The organism is Parasphingopyxis sp., assembly GCF_052168295.1.
In the GTDB taxonomy this organism is placed as follows: domain Bacteria; phylum Pseudomonadota; class Alphaproteobacteria; order Sphingomonadales; family Sphingomonadaceae; genus Parasphingopyxis.
Genome location: NZ_JBQLZN010000089.1, coordinates 67,162 through 87,012, shown reverse-complemented (window position 1 = coordinate 87,012; position 19,851 = coordinate 67,162). Strand labels below are relative to the sequence as shown.

At 56.1% G+C, this 19,851-nt stretch carries 22 protein-coding genes; 11 read left to right on the top strand and 11 right to left on the bottom strand.

The features are described 5' to 3' along the window. Positions 1–70: 70 nt before the first annotated feature. On the bottom strand, positions 71–1,582 hold the full coding sequence (locus ACTS1Z_RS14655; RefSeq protein WP_442625215.1) for a recombinase family protein: 1,512 nt from the start codon (positions 1,580–1,582) through the stop codon (positions 71–73). A gap of 166 nt (positions 1,583–1,748) precedes the next feature. Next, positions 1,749–2,942, bottom strand: a complete 1,194-nt coding sequence (locus ACTS1Z_RS14650; protein ID WP_442625214.1) for a type IV secretory system conjugative DNA transfer family protein — start codon at positions 2,940–2,942, stop codon at positions 1,749–1,751. Positions 2,943–3,295: 353 nt separating this feature from the next. On the opposite strand from ACTS1Z_RS14650, the gene ACTS1Z_RS14645 reads away from it, so the two are divergent. Continuing rightward, positions 3,296–3,649: a helix-turn-helix transcriptional regulator gene (locus ACTS1Z_RS14645; protein ID WP_442625213.1), complete on the top strand. Its 354-nt coding sequence runs from the start codon at positions 3,296–3,298 to the stop codon at positions 3,647–3,649. A gap of 31 nt (positions 3,650–3,680) precedes the next feature. Next, positions 3,681–4,112 (top strand): hypothetical protein, encoded by a 432-nt coding sequence (locus ACTS1Z_RS14640; protein WP_442625212.1) that lies wholly within the window; start codon positions 3,681–3,683, stop codon positions 4,110–4,112. 106 nt (positions 4,113–4,218) lie between these two features. On the opposite strand, the gene ACTS1Z_RS14635 is transcribed toward ACTS1Z_RS14640, so the two are convergent. Next, on the bottom strand, positions 4,219–5,949 hold the full coding sequence (locus ACTS1Z_RS14635) for a ParB/RepB/Spo0J family partition protein (protein WP_442625211.1): 1,731 nt from the start codon (positions 5,947–5,949) through the stop codon (positions 4,219–4,221). Between the two features lie 289 nt (positions 5,950–6,238). Here ACTS1Z_RS14635 and ACTS1Z_RS14630 point away from each other — a divergent pair, with 289 nt between their 5' ends. Beyond that, on the top strand, positions 6,239–6,571 hold the full coding sequence (locus tag ACTS1Z_RS14630) for a DUF3768 domain-containing protein (RefSeq protein ID WP_442625210.1): 333 nt from the start codon (positions 6,239–6,241) through the stop codon (positions 6,569–6,571). An 84-nt stretch (positions 6,572–6,655) separates the two neighbouring features. Here the strand turns inward: ACTS1Z_RS14630 and ACTS1Z_RS14625 are convergent, their stop codons facing one another. Beyond that, entirely contained in the window at positions 6,656–6,913 is a 258-nt protein-coding gene (locus ACTS1Z_RS14625; protein WP_442625209.1) for a helix-turn-helix domain-containing protein, read from the bottom strand. 238 nt (positions 6,914–7,151) lie between these two features. On the opposite strand from ACTS1Z_RS14625, the gene ACTS1Z_RS14620 reads away from it, so the two are divergent. The 5 genes from ACTS1Z_RS14620 to ACTS1Z_RS14600 all read left to right on the top strand — a co-directional run bounded on the left by ACTS1Z_RS14620 (position 7,152) and on the right by ACTS1Z_RS14600 (position 11,756). Beyond that, a complete protein-coding gene (locus tag ACTS1Z_RS14620) occupies positions 7,152–7,457 on the top strand; it encodes a hypothetical protein (RefSeq protein WP_442625208.1) in 306 nt (101 codons plus the stop codon). 63 nt (positions 7,458–7,520) lie between these two features. Then, entirely contained in the window at positions 7,521–8,018 is a 498-nt protein-coding gene (locus ACTS1Z_RS14615) for a DUF805 domain-containing protein (RefSeq protein WP_442625207.1), read from the top strand. Then, positions 8,015–8,383: a hypothetical protein gene (locus tag ACTS1Z_RS14610; RefSeq protein WP_442625206.1), complete on the top strand. Its 369-nt coding sequence runs from the start codon at positions 8,015–8,017 to the stop codon at positions 8,381–8,383. Before ACTS1Z_RS14615 ends, ACTS1Z_RS14610 begins: the two co-directional genes overlap by 4 nt. A gap of 319 nt (positions 8,384–8,702) precedes the next feature. Further along, a complete protein-coding gene (locus ACTS1Z_RS14605; RefSeq protein ID WP_442625205.1) occupies positions 8,703–9,098 on the top strand; it encodes a hypothetical protein in 396 nt (131 codons plus the stop codon). Continuing rightward, a complete protein-coding gene (locus ACTS1Z_RS14600; RefSeq protein ID WP_442625204.1) occupies positions 9,099–11,756 on the top strand; it encodes a type IV secretory system conjugative DNA transfer family protein in 2,658 nt (885 codons plus the stop codon). Between the two features lie 95 nt (positions 11,757–11,851). Here the strand turns inward: ACTS1Z_RS14600 and ACTS1Z_RS14595 are convergent, their stop codons facing one another. The 5 genes from ACTS1Z_RS14595 to ACTS1Z_RS14575 form a co-directional block, all read right to left on the bottom strand. Further along, positions 11,852–12,403, bottom strand: a complete 552-nt coding sequence (locus tag ACTS1Z_RS14595) for a hypothetical protein (RefSeq protein ID WP_442625203.1) — start codon at positions 12,401–12,403, stop codon at positions 11,852–11,854. Positions 12,404–12,415: 12 nt separating this feature from the next. Next, positions 12,416–12,745: a hypothetical protein gene (locus tag ACTS1Z_RS14590; protein ID WP_442625202.1), complete on the bottom strand. Its 330-nt coding sequence runs from the start codon at positions 12,743–12,745 to the stop codon at positions 12,416–12,418. Between the two features lies 1 nt (position 12,746). After that, entirely contained in the window at positions 12,747–14,186 is a 1,440-nt protein-coding gene (locus ACTS1Z_RS14585; RefSeq protein WP_442625201.1) for a hypothetical protein, read from the bottom strand. Between the two features lie 75 nt (positions 14,187–14,261). After that, positions 14,262–14,759 (bottom strand): DUF4410 domain-containing protein, encoded by a 498-nt coding sequence (locus ACTS1Z_RS14580; protein ID WP_442625200.1) that lies wholly within the window; start codon positions 14,757–14,759, stop codon positions 14,262–14,264. A 241-nt stretch (positions 14,760–15,000) separates the two neighbouring features. Continuing rightward, positions 15,001–15,597, bottom strand: a complete 597-nt coding sequence (locus ACTS1Z_RS14575) for an SH3 domain-containing protein (RefSeq protein WP_442625199.1) — start codon at positions 15,595–15,597, stop codon at positions 15,001–15,003. Positions 15,598–15,778: 181 nt separating this feature from the next. On the opposite strand from ACTS1Z_RS14575, the gene ACTS1Z_RS14570 reads away from it, so the two are divergent. Next, positions 15,779–16,024: a DUF2188 domain-containing protein gene (locus ACTS1Z_RS14570; protein ID WP_442625198.1), complete on the top strand. Its 246-nt coding sequence runs from the start codon at positions 15,779–15,781 to the stop codon at positions 16,022–16,024. A 91-nt stretch (positions 16,025–16,115) separates the two neighbouring features. Here ACTS1Z_RS14570 and ACTS1Z_RS14565 read toward each other — a convergent pair whose 3' ends face one another. Beyond that, complete coding sequence (locus ACTS1Z_RS14565; RefSeq protein ID WP_442625197.1) at positions 16,116–16,532, bottom strand: MucR family transcriptional regulator; 417 nt, start codon at positions 16,530–16,532, stop codon at positions 16,116–16,118. Positions 16,533–16,688: 156 nt separating this feature from the next. Beyond that, complete coding sequence (locus tag ACTS1Z_RS14560; RefSeq protein ID WP_442625196.1) at positions 16,689–17,660, bottom strand: LysR family transcriptional regulator; 972 nt, start codon at positions 17,658–17,660, stop codon at positions 16,689–16,691. 116 nt (positions 17,661–17,776) lie between these two features. Here ACTS1Z_RS14560 and ACTS1Z_RS14555 point away from each other — a divergent pair, with 116 nt between their 5' ends. Together ACTS1Z_RS14555 and ACTS1Z_RS14550 are read left to right on the top strand one after the other, a co-directional pair. Beyond that, the gene (locus ACTS1Z_RS14555) at positions 17,777–19,018 is read left to right on the top strand and encodes a GNAT family N-acetyltransferase (protein ID WP_442625195.1); all 1,242 of its coding nucleotides are present in this window, start codon (positions 17,777–17,779) and stop codon (positions 19,016–19,018) included. Beyond that, positions 19,015–19,434, top strand: a complete 420-nt coding sequence (locus tag ACTS1Z_RS14550; RefSeq protein ID WP_442625194.1) for a MarR family winged helix-turn-helix transcriptional regulator — start codon at positions 19,015–19,017, stop codon at positions 19,432–19,434. Before ACTS1Z_RS14555 ends, ACTS1Z_RS14550 begins: the two co-directional genes overlap by 4 nt. Positions 19,435–19,851: the final 417 nt, after the last annotated feature.

Sequence of the window (19,851 nt, the reverse complement as noted above, 5' to 3'; positions counted from 1 at the left end):
GTTCGAAAATGTTCGGCCTGCACCTGTAGACGGTGCGCTAGAGAGTAGAGGTCAAATTTCACCCTCCAGATTACGGCTCAACAGAGTCACGGATTGCCCGAATTTCAGGTTCGAGCTCGCAAAATTCATTGACCAAGGTTCGAGGAGTGTTCGGGGTATCTGCACTAGAGAGGAGGGCAACCGCGTTCTCCGCCCACAACATGCGATTAGACGGCTCTATTGCTACCTTTTTTCCGTGCACTAAGCGGTTCGAGGTAGCGAATTTCACCAATCGGCGTTTTTCTGCCGCGTCAGCCAAACGGTAAGTGCTAGCAACGCTTTTTGCCAGTTCGAGGAATCTCCAGACTTCCCTGGCTTTTTGAGCAAGTTTGCGGTTTTGAGCGATCTGCTCGTTGGTTTCCGCGATTTCCAACTCCAACACGGCCCTGCGTTTCTCGAAGGCTTTGCGGTCAATCAATCGGTCAATGAGCGCATCAGTCAGTCGCTCCATCTTCTGTTGCTGCTCAGCCAAGCGAAGCGGTGCTGTCGCATCGGCAGGCTCTTCCCCGTAGCGCTTTTCTATCGCCTCAATCATCTTCCTGGCTCTGACCATGTCTTCATCCGAAAAGACGATATGCCGTAGCTGCTTAAACAGTTTAGCCTCCAGCACTTCCTCTCGCACCGTCTTGGTATCGCAGTCGTTCAGGTGGCAACGATAATAGATGTGTCCCTTTTGCTGCTCGGCAATCATGGTGCGCCCGCACAATCCGCAATGAAATAGGCCACGAAAAAGATATTTGTGCCGGGTCACTTTCTTCTGGCGGCGATTGGCTTTGATTTGCTGCACCAACCTAAATGTGTGCACGGAAATGAGCGGTTTGTGTGCGCCTTTGAACGTCTCGTTCCAGCGATCCATGCGGATCAATCCGCAGTAGAACGAATTGCCAAGTATGGTGGCGAGGCCCGTCATGGTTAGTGGATTGCCGCGCCGGTTTCTAAGGCCACGGCGATTTATCTCTTTGAGCAAACTGGCGTAGCTATGCTCGCCCGAGGCATAGAGCTCAAAAGCCTTTTCTATCAGCGGCGCCGTGTTCGGATCAGGTGTTTTGGGTCTGTTTTTGCCATTGTTGAGATACCCAAGGGGCGCGCCCCAAGGATACAGGCCGCGCTTCACCTGGCCCAACTGGCCTTTGTGTATCTCATCGCGCAGGTTGCGTACATAGTTGGCCGATACGACGGCCATGAAGTCGGCGGCCATGCGTCCACCATAGGTGTTGAAGTCGAAGCTCTCGGTCGCGATGAAGATCCCGATGCCACTATCTGCGAGATCACTGATCGTGGCCCAGTCATGAAAATTGCGGGCCGAACGATCGATCTTGTGGATGATAAGACCGTCAGCCTCACCGCGTCGTAACTCTCGCACCATCTCATTAAACGCAGGGCGGCCTTGCTTGGCGGCTGTCTGCGTTTCTTCCCACCATTTAACAATCCGCAGTTGTTTGCGGGCGGCATATTCCGTGATGACAGCTTTTTGCTCTGCGAGCGAAACACCGTCACCTTGCTTGACGGTAGAGACGCGGACGTAACCAAAACAGGGCTTCATGAAGATGAGTGATTAGACTCCGAATCTATCACATTTTCAGGATTCGTCGAATCAACGGGCCACGGCCAAGTGCCGTCAGCCACGCGGCGTTCGTAGATGCTTTGGCAGATCGCGAGGAACTCTTCGAGGTGATCATATTCGTCCATGGTCTCAATGTATCGTGCAGCTAGGAAGCGTGCCTAGTCCGCGTGAGACGTCCAATCCCCATATTGGTGGCTGGCAGCAGCGTGGAGAACGAAAATACCGGTCGCTTGTGCCCCTCGATCATCAGTTGGGCGAAGCCGCGATAATTGGGAAGCTGAGTAAAATAGCGCGCTTCTATATCGCCAAATTGACGGGCGATCAGCGGCGCATCTTGGGCGCCGATCCTGAGCGAGAGAAGCGTACCGGCATTGCCGATGACGGCGTCGATAACGCCGCGTTCGGCTTGCGAGAGATGCTGGTGGCTGGCGATCAGCCCCAGACCGTATTTGCGTGCTTCGGACAAAAGATCGGCGACGCTGGCCGTAGTGAAGGCATGGAACTCGTCGGCATACAAAAAGAAGGGGCGACGCTCCTCTGGCGGCATATCCTGACGCGTCATCGCCGCGTTGAGGATGTTCGTCATGACCAGGCCGCCCACCACATTGGCGATGTCGCCGCCAACCCGGCCTTTGGCAAGGCTGATCAGCACAAGCTGTCCCTCGTCCATGGCGCGGCGGAATCGTATCGGCCGATCGGGCTCGCACAGCGATTTTCGCACGGCGGGATTGGCGAGGAAGGCGCCGATCTTGTTGGCGATCGGCGCCACGCCGTCGATGGCGGTCAGATAATTCATCTTGGGAAACTCGACCGTCCAGAATGAGCGCAGCTGCGGATCGACAAGCCGGGCGATGGCTTGTCGCCTGAACTCCTTGTCGACATAAAGCCGCACAATGTCGCCCATATGGGCTGATGGCTGGTCGAGCAGCGCGAGCGCGGCCTGGCGCAACAGATGCTCCATGCGCGGCCCCCAACTGTCTGCCCATTGCTTTTTAAGCGTTTCGACAAAGCCCGAAGCGACCAGTGGGCGCCTCGACGATGGCACGCGCGACAGCGGATTGTAGCCATAGGGACAGTCGGGATCGCCAACACGCCAGTGCATGGCTTGATCGCCGAGCCGATCGGCAAGCTCGCCCGCCAGATCACCATGGGGATCGATCAGGCAAAAGCCGGTGCCGGCAAGCGCATCCTGCAATGCCATCGTGCCAAGCAAGGTCGACTTACCAGTGCCGGTCTGGCCGATGATGTATTGATGATTGAGGCGATCGCGTTCGGATATGCCAAAGGGGCGCAGTCCGCGGCGCGTATTCGCGAGCCCGATGGTGACGATTCTGCTCATGCGCTTCAATGATGCGCCGCGAACGGGCGTTCGGGCTAGTGCGGTCGCATCAGGCCATATGGTCTAATGACGAACCGACTAGACGCGTTTTACGATCGCGCGATAGCCTGTCCCTTGGGAGAACTAACGCTCAAATACCACGAATGCGCTATGCGGCATCGAACCGGAAAGGTGTCAGCCTTTCCGTGTCTTGTTTCGGAGCCGCATAGCGCATTCCTGGTGAAATAAAGCAAGGGAACACTTCCTGCTGGTGTTTCCACCAATATGGGGATTGGGCGTCTCAAGCGGACTAGAATGGGGATAGCGCGTGCGATAGGCTAAAAGTGGATTTATCAGTTTAATCCAAACCATTCATGTTCACACAATTTGCGCATGACCTGCGCGCGATCCGTGCCAAAGCAGGTCTGACCGAGCGCGATGTCTCGATCCTGCTCGAAATCGGGAAGCAAGAGGTGGCAGCTCTGGAGACCGGCGCCGTGCCGCCCAGCGTCGAGCAACTATGCAAGCTCTCGATCATCTATGGCCGTTCTTTCACAGATCTTTATCAGGCGCTTATGCACAAGGCGCGCGAAGCGCTCTTCCGAAATCTGCCGGATCTGCCGGAATATGTTGCCGACGAGAAAGCTAGCTTTAATCGGGACAATACGCTCAAGCGCTTGGAGAGCGAGCTGATCGCCGCCATAATGAAAGACCATGACGGGTCTTAGCTATCTCGCCTTTGCGGCGGGCTACAGACGAGTGAGTTTTGTTTTCATTGAGCATGGCCATCTTGCCACTTGGCAAACCTCGTGCGAGGCGGCCAACGCCCCGGCAGATGCGGCCTGTTTCGCCCGCGAATTCATCACGCTGCTGATTCCTAACGTCGTCGTTATCGAAGATGTTCCAGCGAAGACGCAAAAGAGCGCGAACACGCGTGCGTTGCTGGAAGCCATCCGCGTGGAAGCCGAGCGCGGAGACGTCCGGTTGCTAAGCATCGAACGCGAACGCCCGTTTCGCAATCGCGAGGCGGAGGCGACATATCTCGCCAAACAGTATCCCGAGCTCGCCGACAAAGTGCCGAAAAGGCGGTTTTTCGAAAACGAACCGCATCACAGCGTCCTGTTCGAGGCGCTCGCGCTTGCCGATCAAGCCGTTCGCGGTTCGTCCCTGTTGTTGGCGTCAAAAATGTAGGACTTCAAAGCTCCTATCGTTCTTCCAGTTCCTTATTCTAAGCAGCGCAACGAGGCGCTGCTTTTTCGCGCCTCCGGTAGTTGCCGGAGGCGCGAAGCAGCAATCGCTAAGCGGCGACACTCGATTGCAGCATGGGCGGGAGCCAGTTCAGTTCGCCGAGACGGCGTGCGGTTTCCTCGGCCAAAGCGGCCTTGCGCAGCTTGCGGCAGTTGGCAGCGGCTGCCGTGCCGCACTCGTCGCTAAGCAAGTCGAGCATCGCCGTCTTAGTCATCCGCTCGAAGAAGGCTGTGCTCGGCTGCCATATGCCGCCGATGTCCAGTCCAAGCCGTTCATCGATATCGCCGGGAAGGCAGCTGTCCGCATCGATCAATGTCGCCACTAGCGTCGCGAGTAGCTGCATCTTGGTCTCGCTTTCCATCTCCGCAATGGCTTCGCATAGACGCTTGCGATCGATCTCGGCGCACACGCTGTCGGCGCGTTCCTCGATATCGGTAATCTTCGCGTCACCGAGCAACGCGTCATCGACCTGCACCGCACCGGCTCTGGTGCGCAGTGCCAGAGGCGAATTGACGCCATAAGCGAGCCTGTCCTCGATCAGCGCCGTGATCAGCATGTCGAGCGCGGCACCCGGATTGTCTGCCATGGCTTCCCGGATAGCGAGCACACGAATGCGGTGCATCGCATCGCACAGCTTCCGGCTGTATCGCTCAGGTTTCGCACCGCTGTCTTTCTTCTTCCGCTTCGCTTTGCGGAGCGAGATAGGCTGAACATTGAGCGCGCCGCCATATCCGACGAAGATCAGAACCCGGCTCTCCGCTTTCTGTTCATCGGTGAACAAGCGGCGGGCGTTCTCGATCTCGCGAACTTCCTCATCGATGGTGCGCAACTCGTCATTATTCCAAACGCCGGCTTCGGGGTCGGCCTCCTCGATGGCAGCTACCTTCTCCTCCAAAGCGGCAAGCCGTTCCCGCTCTTTGTCGGTCAGGTCACGCAATCCCTTGGGCCGCATATGATTAAGCGAATAGAAGTTCTCGGGCTGGCGCTCTGCAATCTCGACTTCGGGCCAGCCATCGGCAACATAATCATCCCTGATCGTTTCCATCCGCTGTTGCGCCAAACGCCAGACCAGCTCGGGATTGTCAGCAAAACCGCCCTCGTCGCCGCTAAACAAGTCGCGGGTGAGCATGCCGCCAGCCTCGATATACTCCGCCAAGGGCACGAGGTCGAAGATCGCGCTATCGGTGGCGATCTTGTCGTCGGTCAGTGCGCGGCGGACCATATGCGCATTATCGCCGAATTCGCCGAACAGGCGCAGCTGATGCTCTTGATCGTCGGTCAATGTATAGGCCTTGGCCGCTTCGAGACCGATCTCGTCCTTAGCCAGCGCGGCGCGAATATCGGGATGCAGACCGGCGAGCGAGAGGATGCGATTGACGTGATCCGGCACTACGCCAAAGCGCGCGGCAATATCGTCACTCGTCATGCCGTCTGCCGCCAGCTTGCCATAGGCTTCGATGGCGTCGGCGGGATGCATATCGTCGCGCGACTGGTTCTCGGCCAGCGATAGCTCGATGGCTTCGTCCTTGGTGCAGATCGATAGCGGCACCTTGAAGCCCTTAGGCAGCCGCTCCTGCTTTTTCAGCAAGCGGATGGCTTCGAGCCGCCTGCTACCCGCAACGACGGCATAACCCTTGCCGTTCTTGTAGCCGACTAGGTTCTGGATAAGGCCGTGCGCGGCAATATCCTCTGCCAGCGCCTTGATATGCCTGCGCTTCGATTTGCGCACATTGAGTGGCGACAGGCGCAACTGTTCGATATCGATGGTCTTGATGGTCATGGTGAAGTTCCTTTCCTTCTCATTGGGGTGATGGCCAACAGCGGCCATCGGCCCTTGCCCTTCGGCGAGAACGGGATGGGGAAAGGAAAGCGCAAACTGCGCGAGTGGTGCGGACGCAGGCGAAGCCGAGTCACGGTCGCGCTGTTTGTGCTTTGGAAAACGAAAGGGCGGCGCCCTTGGTGTTTTCCACTCAGCGATAAATCCGCAGCCATGCTATCATGGCCGCACTGCTCATCTGCATCGCTCCGGCCGCAATTGTGTGTTGCCGGACAATGCAGGAGAGCAATACATGGACAATGAGAAGACGGCGCGTATCCGCCGCCTCAACGACCGGTTTCGCAAGACTGGCCTGGGCGGACAGATGTTCATCACACCCGGCATCGGAGAATTGGGCGACGAAGCTATGCTAGCGATCGCAAACCAGGTCCAAAACTATGACAACTTCGATGAGGCCAACGATCCGCATGGCGAACACGACTTCGGATCGTTCGATCATGACGGCCGGCGGATCTTCTGGAAGATCGACTATTACGGGCTCGATCTCCAATCGGGCAGCGAAGATCCTTCTGATCCCGAAGTCACCAAGCGCGTCCTTACCATCATGCTGGCGTCGGAATATTAAACCGCGTCACCTCGACACCGCCTCGGCGGTGTCTTTTTTCGATCGAGTCAAAAGGCTCAATCTTCATAGCGAGAGTGTGGCTATCTAGATTTCAAGCTTGCTCGGCAAACGTCGATTGAGTTCAGCAAACAGTTCCACGGGATCCAGATTCATGGCCTTGGCGAGCGCGCAAAATTCGATGACATCGATCCTGCGAATTCCACGCTCCACGTTGGAGATTTTTGTCTGATCCCAGCCAACGCGGTCGGCCAACTCCGTCTGGTGAAGGTTTGCTCTGTCACGGCTTTCTACAAGTAGCTCAAGAAGAGTCCGATAGGCGTCGGAAAAGACGGATTTGGTCATCTGCTGGAGCCTTCTGAGTTCATCCAGCAGTCTCGCTAAATGCGATATTGTCATATGCGATGTTCTCATATACGAACTTCCCATACGGCCTGATCCAGCAAGGCCGAGATTGCGGCTTTTTGCTTTGGGAGGGTCATCTATGCGGGCAATTTTAATATGCGTAGCACTGGTATCGCTAACCGCCTGCGCAACCTTTAGCGGGACTAGCGGACAGTTCTCGACGACTGAACAGATGGTCTTGGCAAACGAGCCGGCGAACTTCGTCGATACCGTAATCGCAGTCGGTGAAGAGCTGGGGTATCAATATACGGGCGGCAATCGCGCCGAGAACCTGGTGCAGCTGAGCGATCAGCCAAACTTCGGTGAGAGCGTCATCATGGGTCGCTCCTACACCGTCCAACTATATGTCTCCCTGCAACCCGACGGACGGACGGTCGAGATCCAATTTTATTCCGCCGGCGGCCGGGCGACCGCCGGAGCCGAACGATCGCAGGAGCGCATCCGTGAATTTCGCAGCGCCTTGCAAGCCAGATTTGGCGCGTAGGTACCAATCCACATTCGATCGGAAAAGACGCGTGAATTTGGATTCGCAGGGCAGGGGCAGTCGATGGATTTTCAGCAAATATTGCAGCATGGGTTTAGGAACGTCACCAACTTTGAGGGGAGGGATAGCAAGCGGCAATTCCTCACCTATTATCTCGCCGTCTTTCTTTCGCTGTTGATCATTAGCGCCTTCCTGTTCCTGGAAGATTTCATCAATGTCTATGAGGCGCTTAACGAGCGTACGGGACCGCACTTGGCCGGCGATTACCTCTATTGGGAGCAACGCGAAGCGCTAAACCGGCAGGCCGCCATCACCGGTTTCAAATTTGCGTTTCTCGGGATCATTCTGCCGTTTCTCCTCACACTGTCGTCCATGGTCAGGCGACTGCATGATGCAGGCTTTTCCGGCAAATGGTTGCTCATGGTTTTGGGCCTTGGCGGATTGTTGTTCTTCCCGGCCTTGCCCGTTCTAATCGCCGGTCTCGCTGTCTTGGGGGCTGACGCTGATACCAACCGCTTTGGCGATCCGGTCGGTTCCTCTGATCGTGGCGACGTCTCGTGAACAGCATACGGAAGATTGGTTTTGTTGGAATCGCCGTGGTGCTCTCGGGGTGTAGCGATGCGGGATCGCCGTTCGGCCGGAGCTGGGAGGAGATGACCTGGAGCGAGAAAGCGGAAACCAATCTCAGCCGGGCCCGCTGGGAAGCGGCGGAGGCGTGCGAGGCGGAAATCGGGAGAAACGAAGAAGAGGCCGAGGCCGTCCGCCGTGAGCGGCAAGCGCGCGAAGATGCGCGAGGATCGGGAGTTATAGTCTATCGTCGTGACGTCTTGCAGCTATGCGGCGGCGTTATGGGCGAGATCAGGGCCGCTGGCATTAGTCATCTGATCGATCCGAATGCCGACGGCGGTATTCCCCGCGGCCTGTAAACCTCTTCGGGCAGATAATCGTATCTGAAACAATCGACACATTCGTAGCAGCTCGCGATGGTGCAGAGCGGTTCGTGCGCGTGTCGATAGTGATAGGAACTTGGATTCAGCCGCTGATCCTATACGGCGGATTAGATGCATTTTGGATGCGTTTGCTCATTCCTCCCAGCTGGCAGTCATGCCATGCACTTAGCGTGAAAAAGCCCAGTGCGATCGAGATCGAATTCACGCTGCTGCTGGTCGTTATGTGCGGTTTGCTGCTCTACGGACTGATCGCTTGGCTCAGAGCGTAGGCCGTTTTCCGGCTTAGGGGGAAATTATGGAATTGCTATTGTCTCGCTCGCAAAAGTCCGGCTTGGGCGGCGTCAAGTTCATACTGGACGTGCGCAGCAAGCTGACCAGCCAAGAAGAGGAATATGTCCAGAAATACAAGCTCGGCAAGACTGTCATCTATGAAAAGCAATCGGTTGCCGATGCGATGGCCAGCTCAGGTGCGTTCAAACAGCTCGCGGTAGCAGTTGCGGCGCGTTCCACCGGGCGCATGTTCACGGTCAATGATCTAGTGAGCGGCCGGCGCGTAGAGTGCAAAGACATTATAGAAATGCTGGAGGCAGAGGAGCAGATCAAGGCGGCGGCCGGAGTTTTCCATACGGTTCTCATGACTTGCCAGACCTTCGGTGGCGAAGAGGTGGTTACCTTCCCCCGAGACGAATGAATGGGCTGGTTTTCGTCTCGATCGAGAGATGAACAAGAAACCGTTCGCCTGATCGGCGAAGTCACACGGCTGCGTGAACGCACCAAGCTGCGCTCGCTCCGGGCAAGCCAGGACTTCATAATCGATATATTGGTTGAGGTCTGCGACGAGTCGGATCTGTGCCTGTCTTCGGGCATGGTGTCGAAGCTGGCGGACATCGGTCTCAACCTGCTTCTGCATGAGCCGTTCTGCATCGACGTTGAGCGGCTTCATGAACCACAGGAGACGCTCGAAGACGAGGTCGAGGTGCGGGCGCTTTTGCGTCACGCCGTACATATCTACCAAAACGAAGACCATTATCTGGGACTGTGGCGAAACAAGCTGAAGCAGGTTCTGCACAGCATCATCGATCGGTTGCCGGTTAACCTGCTGATCGATCCGGCCCCGGACGGCTCGGTGCCGCATGAAACCGTGCTTAGCCCGGAAGCGCCACTGGCCACCTTTATCGACGATTTTCCGGCCTTCCTCTCGCAACTGATAGTGGCCTTCTACGATAACGATGTTGCTGATGCCGGCTTGTTTGCGAAAGCCCGCGAGCATTTTGAAAAACGCTACTGCATTGCATCGGGCATCGACTGGGAGGATCGCCACACCACGAAACGCCAGCTCGTACATCCGTACGAGCAAAAGAACCTTTCGTCTGAAGAGCTGTCCGATCTCTATACCAATTGGACTTATTTCCAGGGCCTGTTTCGGACGCCGGTGCCGATCCCCATCCCGCAAGATGTGCGGTTCGAGCATATGCATATCATCGGCGGTACGGGGCACGGCAAGACGCAGCTACTGCAATATCTGATCCAAGATGATCTGCGCCGCGCTTTGAAGCGGAAACAATCGGTTGTGGTGATGGATCCGGACGGAACACTTCTCAATAACCTGTCTCGGCTCGAACCGTTCGGAGATGGGCGCTTGGGCCAGCGCGCCATCTTCATCGATCCGACCGACAGCGAATGTCCGGTGGGCCTCAACCTGTTCGATATTTCCCAGGTCGAGGGTGCTGACCGCCGCGCTCAGGAAACGATAGAGAACAATACGATCGAGCTGTTTGAGTATTTCTTCGATGCTTTGCTTGGCAGCGAATTGACCAGTCGTCAGGCGACCTTGTTTCGCTATCTGGGGCTGCTTCTAATGCAGATACCCGGCGGCAACATCCATACGCTGCGCGAGTTGATGGAAGATGGCGAGAGATACCGTCCGTATATGGTGCAAATGACGGGCACGGCCCGGACATTTTTTGAAACCCGTTTCTTCGATAAGTCGCTTAACACCACCAAGCAGCAAATACTGGCAAGGCTGTGGGGCGTGCTTTCCAATCGAGCGCTCGACCGGGTGTTCTCTGCAACCATGAATACGGTGAAGCTCGACGAAGCGATGCTCTCCGGCAAGATCATCTTCATCAACACTTCGAAGGAGTATCTGGGCGAAGAGGGCTCGCACATCTTTGCTCGCATGATGGTGGCGCTATTGGGGCAGGGGCTCATGCGGCGCGCCGCCATTGCACCGATCGCGCGCACTGACACCTTCATCTATTTGGACGAAGCGGAAGGGGTGATCGACCAGACCCTGATCCGACTGCTCGCCCAGGTGCGCAAATATCGTGGGGCGATCACGATTGCCCACCAGCACCTCGATCAGCTGTCTGCGAGCGGCAAGTCTGGCGTGCTCGCCAATACTTCGATCAAACTGGCGGGCGGTGTGAGCGCACAGGATGCGAGTAAGCTGGCATCGGAATTCCGGGTGGATAGCCAGTTTATCCTCGCCCAAAGAAAGGATGAAACGCAGACGAATTTCGCGCTCTTTGCAAAGAACATCACGCCGCAGGCGATGCCGTTCGCGGTACCGCTTGGTTTCGTGGAAGGGCTCGGACGGCTATCCGAAACTGAGCATACCAGGCTGATCGAGCGTTCGCGGAAAAAATATGGCCTGCCGCCCGATCAACATCCGCCATCGCCGGAACCGCCGTCATCACCTGACGCGCCGCCTGACAAGCCGGCACCAGCGCCCGCTTCAACACCCGCGGACATATCGCCGGAGCGTCAGCCGTCCAGCGAACCGGAAAAACCGCAAACGGTAGAGGCGGTGTCCACTGGCGTGACCGAACTGCCAGTCGAGCCGGCGTCAGCACCAGTTTACGCCAAGGAAGGTGGTGGCGGCGCCCGACATCGCGAGCTTGAAGCGCTGGTCAAGGAATTGGGCGAAGCGGCTGGCTATCGGGCTAGTATCGAGGAAGTGATCCTCGATGGCGAGGGCAGGGCCGATGTGATCTTGCGCAAGGACAGTGAGATCATCTGCGTCGAGGTATCGGTCACGACGACGCGTGAGCATGAGCTTCTGAATGTGCAAAAATGCCTGCGGTTCGGGGCAGATAAAATATGGCTGGTCGCCGGATCCGCACGGCATCGAAAGTCGCTCGAGAAGCACATTGTCGCGGCGCTTTCCGATTCCGAACGGGCCAAAATCCTGTTCTTGACCGAGGATGACCTGCCCGATCAGTTCAAAGGCCAGACGGACGCGCCGGAGGAAACGGAAACGATTGTGAGGGGTTACAAAGTGAGATCTTCGGCCAAATCAAAGCGGTTTCTTCGGGATAGAATTGAGAGAGCCTTCGACGATCGCTAAGCTGTTCTTGGATCGATTTGATGGGTTCAGAGAGCGCTCGGTCGGGGCGAGCGCCTCCGGCCAGAACCTGGCTCGACGTATCAGTAAGAAGCGATTTAAATCTTGTCCGGATCGTGGTGGCAGTCTTCTATCGTGAGCATGTCGTCCAGTTCGCGGATCATCCCCTGAAACGCGTTGACGGTTTGTTCAACGATCAGCTCTAGCCCTTGCCGATTATCGATTTGTTGAAGAACGGCGTTTTGTAGTTCCCCGGTTCTATCGAGCAGCGTTTCGTTCTGAACGACGGGCGCGTAGGTGACACCGCGCCATTTTTCTTGTTCGTTCACATATGGCGACCTAGCAGCTCGATCCGTAGACTGCTGTAGAAGCGCATGGGCTCGTAGAAGGCTGCGATAGGCAGCGCGCAGTTGATTATGAGCATCGACATTGCCGAGCGCGTGGAGCGAATTGTCCTGATAGTCGGCAATTGCATTTTCGAGGTTAATTCGCCGGGCTTCGATGTCGCGACGAATCTCGCTCCATCGCTCGTGCCGAAATACGTCGTTTCGAAGCGATTTTGCTTCTCGGTCGGTGTGAAACCAAGTGAAAGCTGAGAACGCCGCCGTGGCTAGCGAGATAAAGATCGGCACCCACGGCGAAACCGACATTGCACATGATCCCTAATGGATGTCTCGCAAATCTCGGCTCGTCAGAATTGCGGTCACTCCACGTTCGACTTGGTCGGCAATGGATGGCGACGCTCGAAACTGAAACTTCCCGTAGAACGCATCGCGGCTGTGCCCGAGAATCTCGAACGTTTTGCCGAACATGCCCTGGATGAACGAAGGTGTAATGCTGTCAATGGTATCAGGTACAATCACTTCCATTGGTCGGACGCTTTCAGCATTCGTCCAATCCAGGCCAAACTTTGTCATCGCAGCCAATCCCCGATGCCGGCCAGAAAGGTTCGCAATCCTTCCTCCATCGGTCAACTCAGCAAGATCGATCACGTCATTCTCCATTGTTCTCGTCCCGCAAACTTTGTCGAAGGTAGGCTAAATCAAGTGTGAATGCCATCGTCACTAAGGTGCCTCTGAATTCGTTCTCTAGATCAAAAACAAACTCCGGGTCGGGCCGCTCATCATATGAGTTCGACTCGTTGCACCAAAGCAAGCGAGGTTGGACCTTACCATTCTCCGCCGGTCTGCGCTCCCCCTTTATATGGGGACGACGCAGCATAATGCACGATCTACCGGAAACAATTGTGAGCCGAGGATCGATCAAGATGTCTTCAGTCCCGCCCAACTCGCTAAAAAAGTCTAGCACGAACATCATGCCGGTTCCGCCGCTGCCGAACGCCTCAGGATCAGTCGTCACCATATCCTGAAGGGCAAAGAGCGTCATGAGCGTTTCAGCGGACTGCGAGCGCCGTCGGCTACGATGTTTCTTAGCATAGTTTTCCGCGGCCTCTCGAATTCTCGGATGCGCCCCATCAAAGCTGTTGGCTATAGACTGGCCGATGCTCATTACTGCGACCCGGCAGATGTATTGATATTCCTGTTTTTCGTCATTCCAGCGTCGCGCCATGAATGCCGCCATTGTCCAGTCACCATCTCGAGATTCGGCAACGCTATGTCTCTCCGCGTTGTCGAGCAGTTCCCCGAAAATCCGTTTCAGCTTTGATCTGCCTTCTTCTGTCAATTCCATGTCAAACTGATCAATGCCAAGCCACTCATCGACGAGAGCCGCAAAATGATCGATGGCCACTTCCAGTTTCTGCGGTCTTAGAAAGGCTTCATCCGATCGAGCTTGCCGGAGGGCATGTCGTCTTTGGACTGGCATTGTCCAAATGTCGCGGAGATCCGCCTCGGAACCTTTCACTGCATTGAAATTCACTTTCAAGTCCTGGCCGACGTTCATTTTAGCCAAAACCCGCTGTACAGGAGCGTTCATAGAACCTCCGCGAGCCATGTGGCGGAGGACTGGCCAGACTTCGCTAAGCACTAGATAGCTTCCGATATCTTCGACATACTCATCGTGAAAATTGATGCGCGCATTGAGTGCCCTCGTTTCCAGTTCCGCCAGGCTACGGAACTGCGCGAGAGTATCGTTTGGATTCTTCAGCAAAGAGAATTTCTCGAAGTCGAAATCTTCGATTTCTCCAAAACGAGATCGAGCGAGAATCGGCAGCCAGCGTTCCCGTCTCTCCGGGAGCAATCCATCGAGAATCGGAGATCGGCGAAATGTTGCCAGCATTTGAGAGATTTTGAGTGGTACGCGCGGCTCGGTTCTAGCCGCAGCAAGAAGCTCTCGAGCTTTTCGCTTTGCGAAACGGCCTTTGGCGATGCGATCTCTTTGTCCAATAGCCGCAGATGGACCGCGTCTTAGACGTGCTCGCAACATTCGCATGTTCTCTCGAACGATGCGTTCTTCCTGATCATCGCCGCTCAATTTCTCGTCCGCGGTCGCCTAGCGTTTATTCTGAACCATGGAAAGGCGGCACGGATCACTGGCGGTTCACAATAGTTATTGCGCGAAATTTGCCGCCGCATATTCGGCGGTTTCAATCGCGATGTTCCGCAACGCCGAACCTGCATCGCCTCCGAAGAAGCCGCCGCTAACGCGACCCGTCGGTTGAATCTCGGCGAGGAGATTTCCTTCGGCGTCGTAGAAGCGAGCGCGAACGGTCATCTCTGCTTCACCTCCACCGACGATTCCCAGAAAATAGCGAGCCGCTTGCGAACCTTCGTCAAATGTAACGAAGCCATATTGAACCCGCAGACCTTCGCCCTCGCTAAAGATGGCGCCGCGTTCGGGATCGAAAAACTCTTCGCGCATATATCGCTGCAGTTCGACAACAGATTCCTGCTCAACCTCAACGGTTCCGCCACCATACTCTAGCGTCACGTTGCTCGTGCGATATTCCGATGTGTTGGGTGTCAAAATCATGTTGCTGCTGCTCGCACAGGCGGACAGCGTTATTCCCATAACCGCTACGACAGCAAGAATTCGTGTTTTGAACATTAGAATGCGCCCCTTCTTTTAGGTATTGGTCGATTTATAGCGATCGAAAAGCCGTATATTGATGCAGGTCAAACTTTCAAGCGTCTCTTATTTGATTTGTGTTTCTTGTCAAAGCAATTCGGACAGAATTCGGTGCTCACGCGATAGCCGCGGCGTCTGTGCTAGCTCAGATAACTGCTCGTTACCTGTTTACCATGACCTGGATGAGGCTCGCGTCGTAGTTTGTGTAGGCATCTTCACCTTAGAAGCCTTCGCGCCGCCGGTAAGCGTCGATGGCCGACTGCGAAACATCGCCGGGGTAACAGATCGGTGAGCGCCCGCCCGGCCGGGACCAGGCGCTGTTGCCTCCGCACCGGCGTCCATTGCGCATTCGATCGTCGGGGCAATCGCATCGTCCCGAAGACATCGATCGCGATCGCTGAAGGATTTCGCGGCGAATTTGTGAATCTGACATTTGAGGGGAGGGTGGGGGCGTCTCCGCTACAAGCCGTGCTGGCTCTGAATCGGCCGGGCTATCATCATCGACTGGCTGGGATCGCGAGAGATAGTCCATCGAGGACCAGCAGTCCTGCACACGATCAATCAGCGCCCATCCTGATTGTATCTCGATGACCGACACGCGTTGTCCGCGCGTGAGCGTCGAGAGAATGTTCGATGATGTAGTGGGCGCTTCGCGGCAGCGCAGTCCGTCGACTGTTGCGTAGTACCAATCTCTTGCTTGGTGATCGCGTGCAGATGTGTCGCTTGGGCTCGTGCCGCATTGGCTCAGCAGATAGATGCCGAGTATGACTGCACCGATCGCCAGGCAGCCTGCTCCCCCATCGTTCTTCTGCGCCACGGTTTCATCTTCCTCGCGCCTAAGACGGTAGGAGCCGAGCAAGCTTGCGCGAAATCAAGCAGTTTTTCCTCCGAAACGGTTCAAAAGTTTCGGTCTGCTCAATCTTGAGTGTTCGATATCTGTTCCCAAGTTGCGATAGGCGCTAGATTATCGCGCTGTATGAAATGGGAGTGTGTCAGAAATGCCGACTTCGAAAGATCGCTACGTGGTAAAGCATGATGACGGCTGGGCGGTGAAGAGGGGCGGCGGTGATCGTGCCAGCAGCGTCCATCGCACCCAAGCTGAGGCTGAGGCCGCGGCGAAAAGGACTGTGAAAAACCTGGGTGGTGGCGAAGTGCGGATCCAAGGCCGTGACGGTAAATTCCGGGACTCAGATACGGTTCCGCCAGGCAATGATCCGCATCCGCCAAAGGATCGTAAGCACTGAGGGCCGCAGCCTTTGGTTTTCAATGTAGCAGCTCTACCGTCAGCCGCTTCGTTCATCTTTATCGCGAGGACAGGAGTTGCCGGCGCGAGACCTATTTTTTGCGGCTCTGTCGAGGCTTCCGCCCTAAGCCAATTTTCTTGGCGAGCTTGCGACGCTGCTCGGCATAATTCGGTGCGACCATCGGATAATCAGATTTCAACCCCCATTTCTGGCGGTATTCATCCGGTGTCATGTCGTAATTCGTCCGCAGATAGCGCTTGAGCATTTTCAACTTCTTGCCGTCTTCCAGGCAGACAATGTAATCGGGCTTGACCGACGAGCGGACCGGTACGGCGGGCTCAGGCGTTTCTTCCGGCGCACCATCGGCTGTCAGGTCGCTCAAGGCGTTATGGACATTATGCAAGAGGAGCGGCAGGTCTGACACAGCAACGCTATTATTGCTGACATGTGCAGCGACAATGTCGGCAGTCAGAGTGATCAGCGTTTCGTTTATATTGTTCTCGGACATCTATTGCCTCTTTCCGACTTGGCCGTTCTAGACACGCTATTTAGGATACATCCATAATGGACTTTTCCCTAGCTTGTGCTCTTTGGAGTAAAAGGCCGCGATAATCCAGAGCATCTGTAAAGGCGGTCGAACGAGGGCCGGGCGAGCACCCCCTATTCAGGATGGAAAAAGGGGCACGACATTACTTTGCCGCCCAGCGGTCCGGCAGTCGTCAGGATGAACGAATTCCTGCGCAAAATACGGATAGATATTAGGATCGAAGGCGGCTTTGAGCCAATCGATCGCTTTGCGCACCGGCGCGCAGTTCTTCGCTTCATGGTGATAGAAATACTGCATGTCGAACTGGATGGGGATACCGAGATCAACCATCTGTAGATGGTCAGTCAGATGTGAGATGTAGGTCGGCATGAAGCCGATGCCACGACCCGCGCTGACAGCGTAATAATGGGCGAGGCTGGAATTGGTGCGAAAGTGGATGAAGGATTCGCCGGCGGCTTTGCTGATAAAGAAGTTTCGTAGCTCGGAGTGGAAACCGGGCGCGACCTGCTCGATGAAGCGGTGATGCCGCAGGTCTTCGGGCTTTTTCGGAACACCAAAGCGCTCGAAATATTCTCGCGTGCCATAGCAGCGCATGTGGAGCGTGCCGAGCCGGGCCACGATCAGGTCGGGGTCAGGCGGCTCGATATAGGTCACGCCAACATCGGCCTTGTCGCTGTGCGAGCGGGCCAGGTCGTAATTGCAGTGCAGCGAGACGACCAGATCGCGAAGCTGCGATTGCAGCGTATCGATAAGCGGTGAGAGCCAGACGGCGCCGACACCTTCACCCGCCGAGATTGAAAGCTGCCCTGGCTGCACCAGAATGTCATCGGCCGCACCGGTACCGTCTTTGGCTGCATTGACGATCTTTTGCATGAGCTTGCGCATCCGGGCTCCGGCAGGCGTCAATTCAACGCCGCCCTGACGCCGCCAGAATAGCGCATCGCCCGCCATAGCCTCCAGGCGATCTAGTCTATATCGGAGCGTACTGACGGGCAGGTTGAGATAATCGGCGGCGCCGCGGATGCTTTTCTGATCCGCCAACGTCAAGAACCAGTGCGCATCTTCAAGCTTGAGCTTCAAATCCCCCATGGCCACGCGTGCGTGAACCAATTTCGTCCAGACTGGTCGAATCTTCCCCTCATCTCACGCCTCCCTGACCGTGCTTAACAAAAAAATAACAACAGGATAATCCCCAGGGGGTCGCCATGAACAAACGCGTTACGCGACGCGAAGAGCGGGCCTTTGACCCGCGCGCGCAGTTCTCCGAGAAAGTCAGTCGCTGCGATCGTGCGCGCTCGGCCAATGCCTGCACGTTGGTCACCGCGGAGTGGAAGGAGATCGCCGCGTGGATCGAAAAGGCGCGCGAGACGCTTCAACTGGCCGAGACCGCACGCATCAAGGCGCTGTTCGATCGGAATGATGAGATCATCCGTTTGGCACGCGATCCCGTCACGGATCAGACGGTCGGATTTTTTGCCTATCTGCCGCTGAACGAACGCGGCGCAATTGCGCTGACGAATGGCACTTTCGAAGGGCGACGGCCCGACCCGGTCTTTCTGGCCCGTTCGGACGAACGGCCGGCGGCGATTTACTTCTGGGCGGTCTATCTGCCCGGGGTGCTGGGTCGTTGCGTGCGGACGATACTCGATTGTCTGGCCGAGGCTGCGCCGGAGGGTTGTCCGATTTTCTCGCGATCAGTGACGAAACATTCAGAGCGGCTATCGCGCGCGATCGGCTTTACCCAAGCGCGCGCGATCTATCCAGGCGCGCCGGACTGGCTGCAGGTTTGTTTGCCGCAGAGAGAACTGAACGTGCAGACGCTGAAACAAGCGCCCCGCAGAGCGCCAGAACGGGATGGCCTTGAGGTACGGCGGGTGCGAACCGTGGAAGAGTTGATGCAGGTCTTTTCGGTGCGCTCGGCCGTTTACATCGCAGAGCAGTTCTGCCGGTTTGAGGAAGAGTTTGACGGCAATGACCTTTGCGCCACGCAGTTTCTGGGGCTGGTCGATGGTGATGCGGCGGGGTGTATCCGGCTGCGCTATTTCGGGGATTTCGCCAAGCTGGAGCGGCTCGCCGTTCGCAGCGAATACCGAAAATCAAGGCTCGCCTATCGGCTGGTGCGCGTCGCCCTGGAGCATGCGCGCCAGAAGAATTTCCTGCGGGTATACGGTCATTCGCGTGATGATCTCGTGAGATTCTGGCGTGTCTTTGGTTTTCGGGAGATTGAGGGCAAGCCGACCTTCCGCTTTGCCAATGTCGAATACCGCGAGATGGTCGCCCATCTTGATGCGGACCCGGATGCGATCCGCTACGGGATCGATCCGATGGTTGCCATTCGCCAGGAAGGTTTCTGGGACGAGATGGGGCCGCTGGAGCGCTCCAACCTGAAGACTTCGGCTGAGACACAGGCGGCGATCGAACAGAAGATGCGGCGCGTGAAGGCATGAGCAAGCGCGAGTCATTCTTTGGCGAGGTAAACTGGAACGGTTCGGAGTCGGACCTTCTCGAAACCCGCGACGATTTACTCTCGGGCGTGATCGCTGAAATCGAAGCGCGCGCGCTAAGGCGCCATCTCTTCCGAAGCGGGATCCTCGCTGATCCCGGCTGGGATATTTTGCTCGATCTGATGCGCGCCAAACTAACCGGTAAACGGATTTCAGTTTCCAGCGCCTGTATCGCCTCGCACGGCCCAGCTACGACAGGACTGCGCTACATCGGCCGTCTGGTCAAAGCGGGTTATGTCGCGCGCCAGGGCGATCCCGAAGACAAAAGGCGTGTCTATGTGGAGCTAACGGAAGCCGGCCTGTCGTTGATGATCGCGTATTTTTCCGGTCATCAAAACGGCATCATGGTCAAAACATAGTTTCATGAATTCCAGAGATTGATCGGCCGGCAAGGTACGGCTGATATCAGTGATGTTCAGTAATATGGATGATATTGGATTTGAAGCTTAGTGAGACGCCATCTAACCCGGTGCGCTGGCGCGGATTGGAATCTGGCGATGGACATTGAAAGAAGAATCTTGCTGATGCATCGGGTGATCGACTTGGCAGAAGAACTGGATAAGATTGAGCGAAAGCTTAATCCTGAAGGTCCGCCTCCGCGCCATGCAGCTCTCGCGTATCAGAGCCTTAGGCAGCTAAAGCGTATTGGGGCAGAAACTCCCGATAGATAGAAGGCAACAAGAGAGTCGCGAACATGTCATCAAGATGTTTGATTGTGATCAAATACCATTCGGTCACCAGCATCCAACAAAACGCATAGACGCTGGATAGCAGCT

What these genes read in the sequence shown, in the direction of transcription:
- ACTS1Z_RS14655 (WP_442625215.1), bottom strand. Translation starts at nt 1,582, where the DNA reads ATGAAGCCCTGTTTTGGTTACGTCCGCGTCTCTACCGTCAAGCAAGGT.
- ACTS1Z_RS14650 (WP_442625214.1), bottom strand. Translation starts at nt 2,942, where the DNA reads ATGAGCAGAATCGTCACCATCGGGCTCGCGAATACGCGCCGCGGACTG.
- ACTS1Z_RS14645 (WP_442625213.1), top strand. Translation starts at nt 3,296, where the DNA reads ATGTTCACACAATTTGCGCATGACCTGCGCGCGATCCGTGCCAAAGCA.
- ACTS1Z_RS14635 (WP_442625211.1), bottom strand. Translation starts at nt 5,949, where the DNA reads ATGACCATCAAGACCATCGATATCGAACAGTTGCGCCTGTCGCCACTC.
- ACTS1Z_RS14630 (WP_442625210.1), top strand. Translation starts at nt 6,239, where the DNA reads ATGGACAATGAGAAGACGGCGCGTATCCGCCGCCTCAACGACCGGTTT.
- ACTS1Z_RS14625 (WP_442625209.1), bottom strand. Translation starts at nt 6,913, where the DNA reads ATGACCAAATCCGTCTTTTCCGACGCCTATCGGACTCTTCTTGAGCTA.
- ACTS1Z_RS14615 (WP_442625207.1), top strand. Translation starts at nt 7,521, where the DNA reads ATGGATTTTCAGCAAATATTGCAGCATGGGTTTAGGAACGTCACCAAC.
- ACTS1Z_RS14605 (WP_442625205.1), top strand. Translation starts at nt 8,703, where the DNA reads ATGGAATTGCTATTGTCTCGCTCGCAAAAGTCCGGCTTGGGCGGCGTC.
- ACTS1Z_RS14600 (WP_442625204.1), top strand. Translation starts at nt 9,099, where the DNA reads ATGGGCTGGTTTTCGTCTCGATCGAGAGATGAACAAGAAACCGTTCGC.
- ACTS1Z_RS14595 (WP_442625203.1), bottom strand. Translation starts at nt 12,403, where the DNA reads ATGTCGGTTTCGCCGTGGGTGCCGATCTTTATCTCGCTAGCCACGGCG.
- ACTS1Z_RS14580 (WP_442625200.1), bottom strand. Translation starts at nt 14,759, where the DNA reads ATGTTCAAAACACGAATTCTTGCTGTCGTAGCGGTTATGGGAATAACG.
- ACTS1Z_RS14570 (WP_442625198.1), top strand. Translation starts at nt 15,779, where the DNA reads ATGCCGACTTCGAAAGATCGCTACGTGGTAAAGCATGATGACGGCTGG.
- ACTS1Z_RS14565 (WP_442625197.1), bottom strand. Translation starts at nt 16,532, where the DNA reads ATGTCCGAGAACAATATAAACGAAACGCTGATCACTCTGACTGCCGAC.
- ACTS1Z_RS14560 (WP_442625196.1), bottom strand. Translation starts at nt 17,660, where the DNA reads ATGGGGGATTTGAAGCTCAAGCTTGAAGATGCGCACTGGTTCTTGACG.
- ACTS1Z_RS14555 (WP_442625195.1), top strand. Translation starts at nt 17,777, where the DNA reads ATGAACAAACGCGTTACGCGACGCGAAGAGCGGGCCTTTGACCCGCGC.
- ACTS1Z_RS14550 (WP_442625194.1), top strand. Translation starts at nt 19,015, where the DNA reads ATGAGCAAGCGCGAGTCATTCTTTGGCGAGGTAAACTGGAACGGTTCG.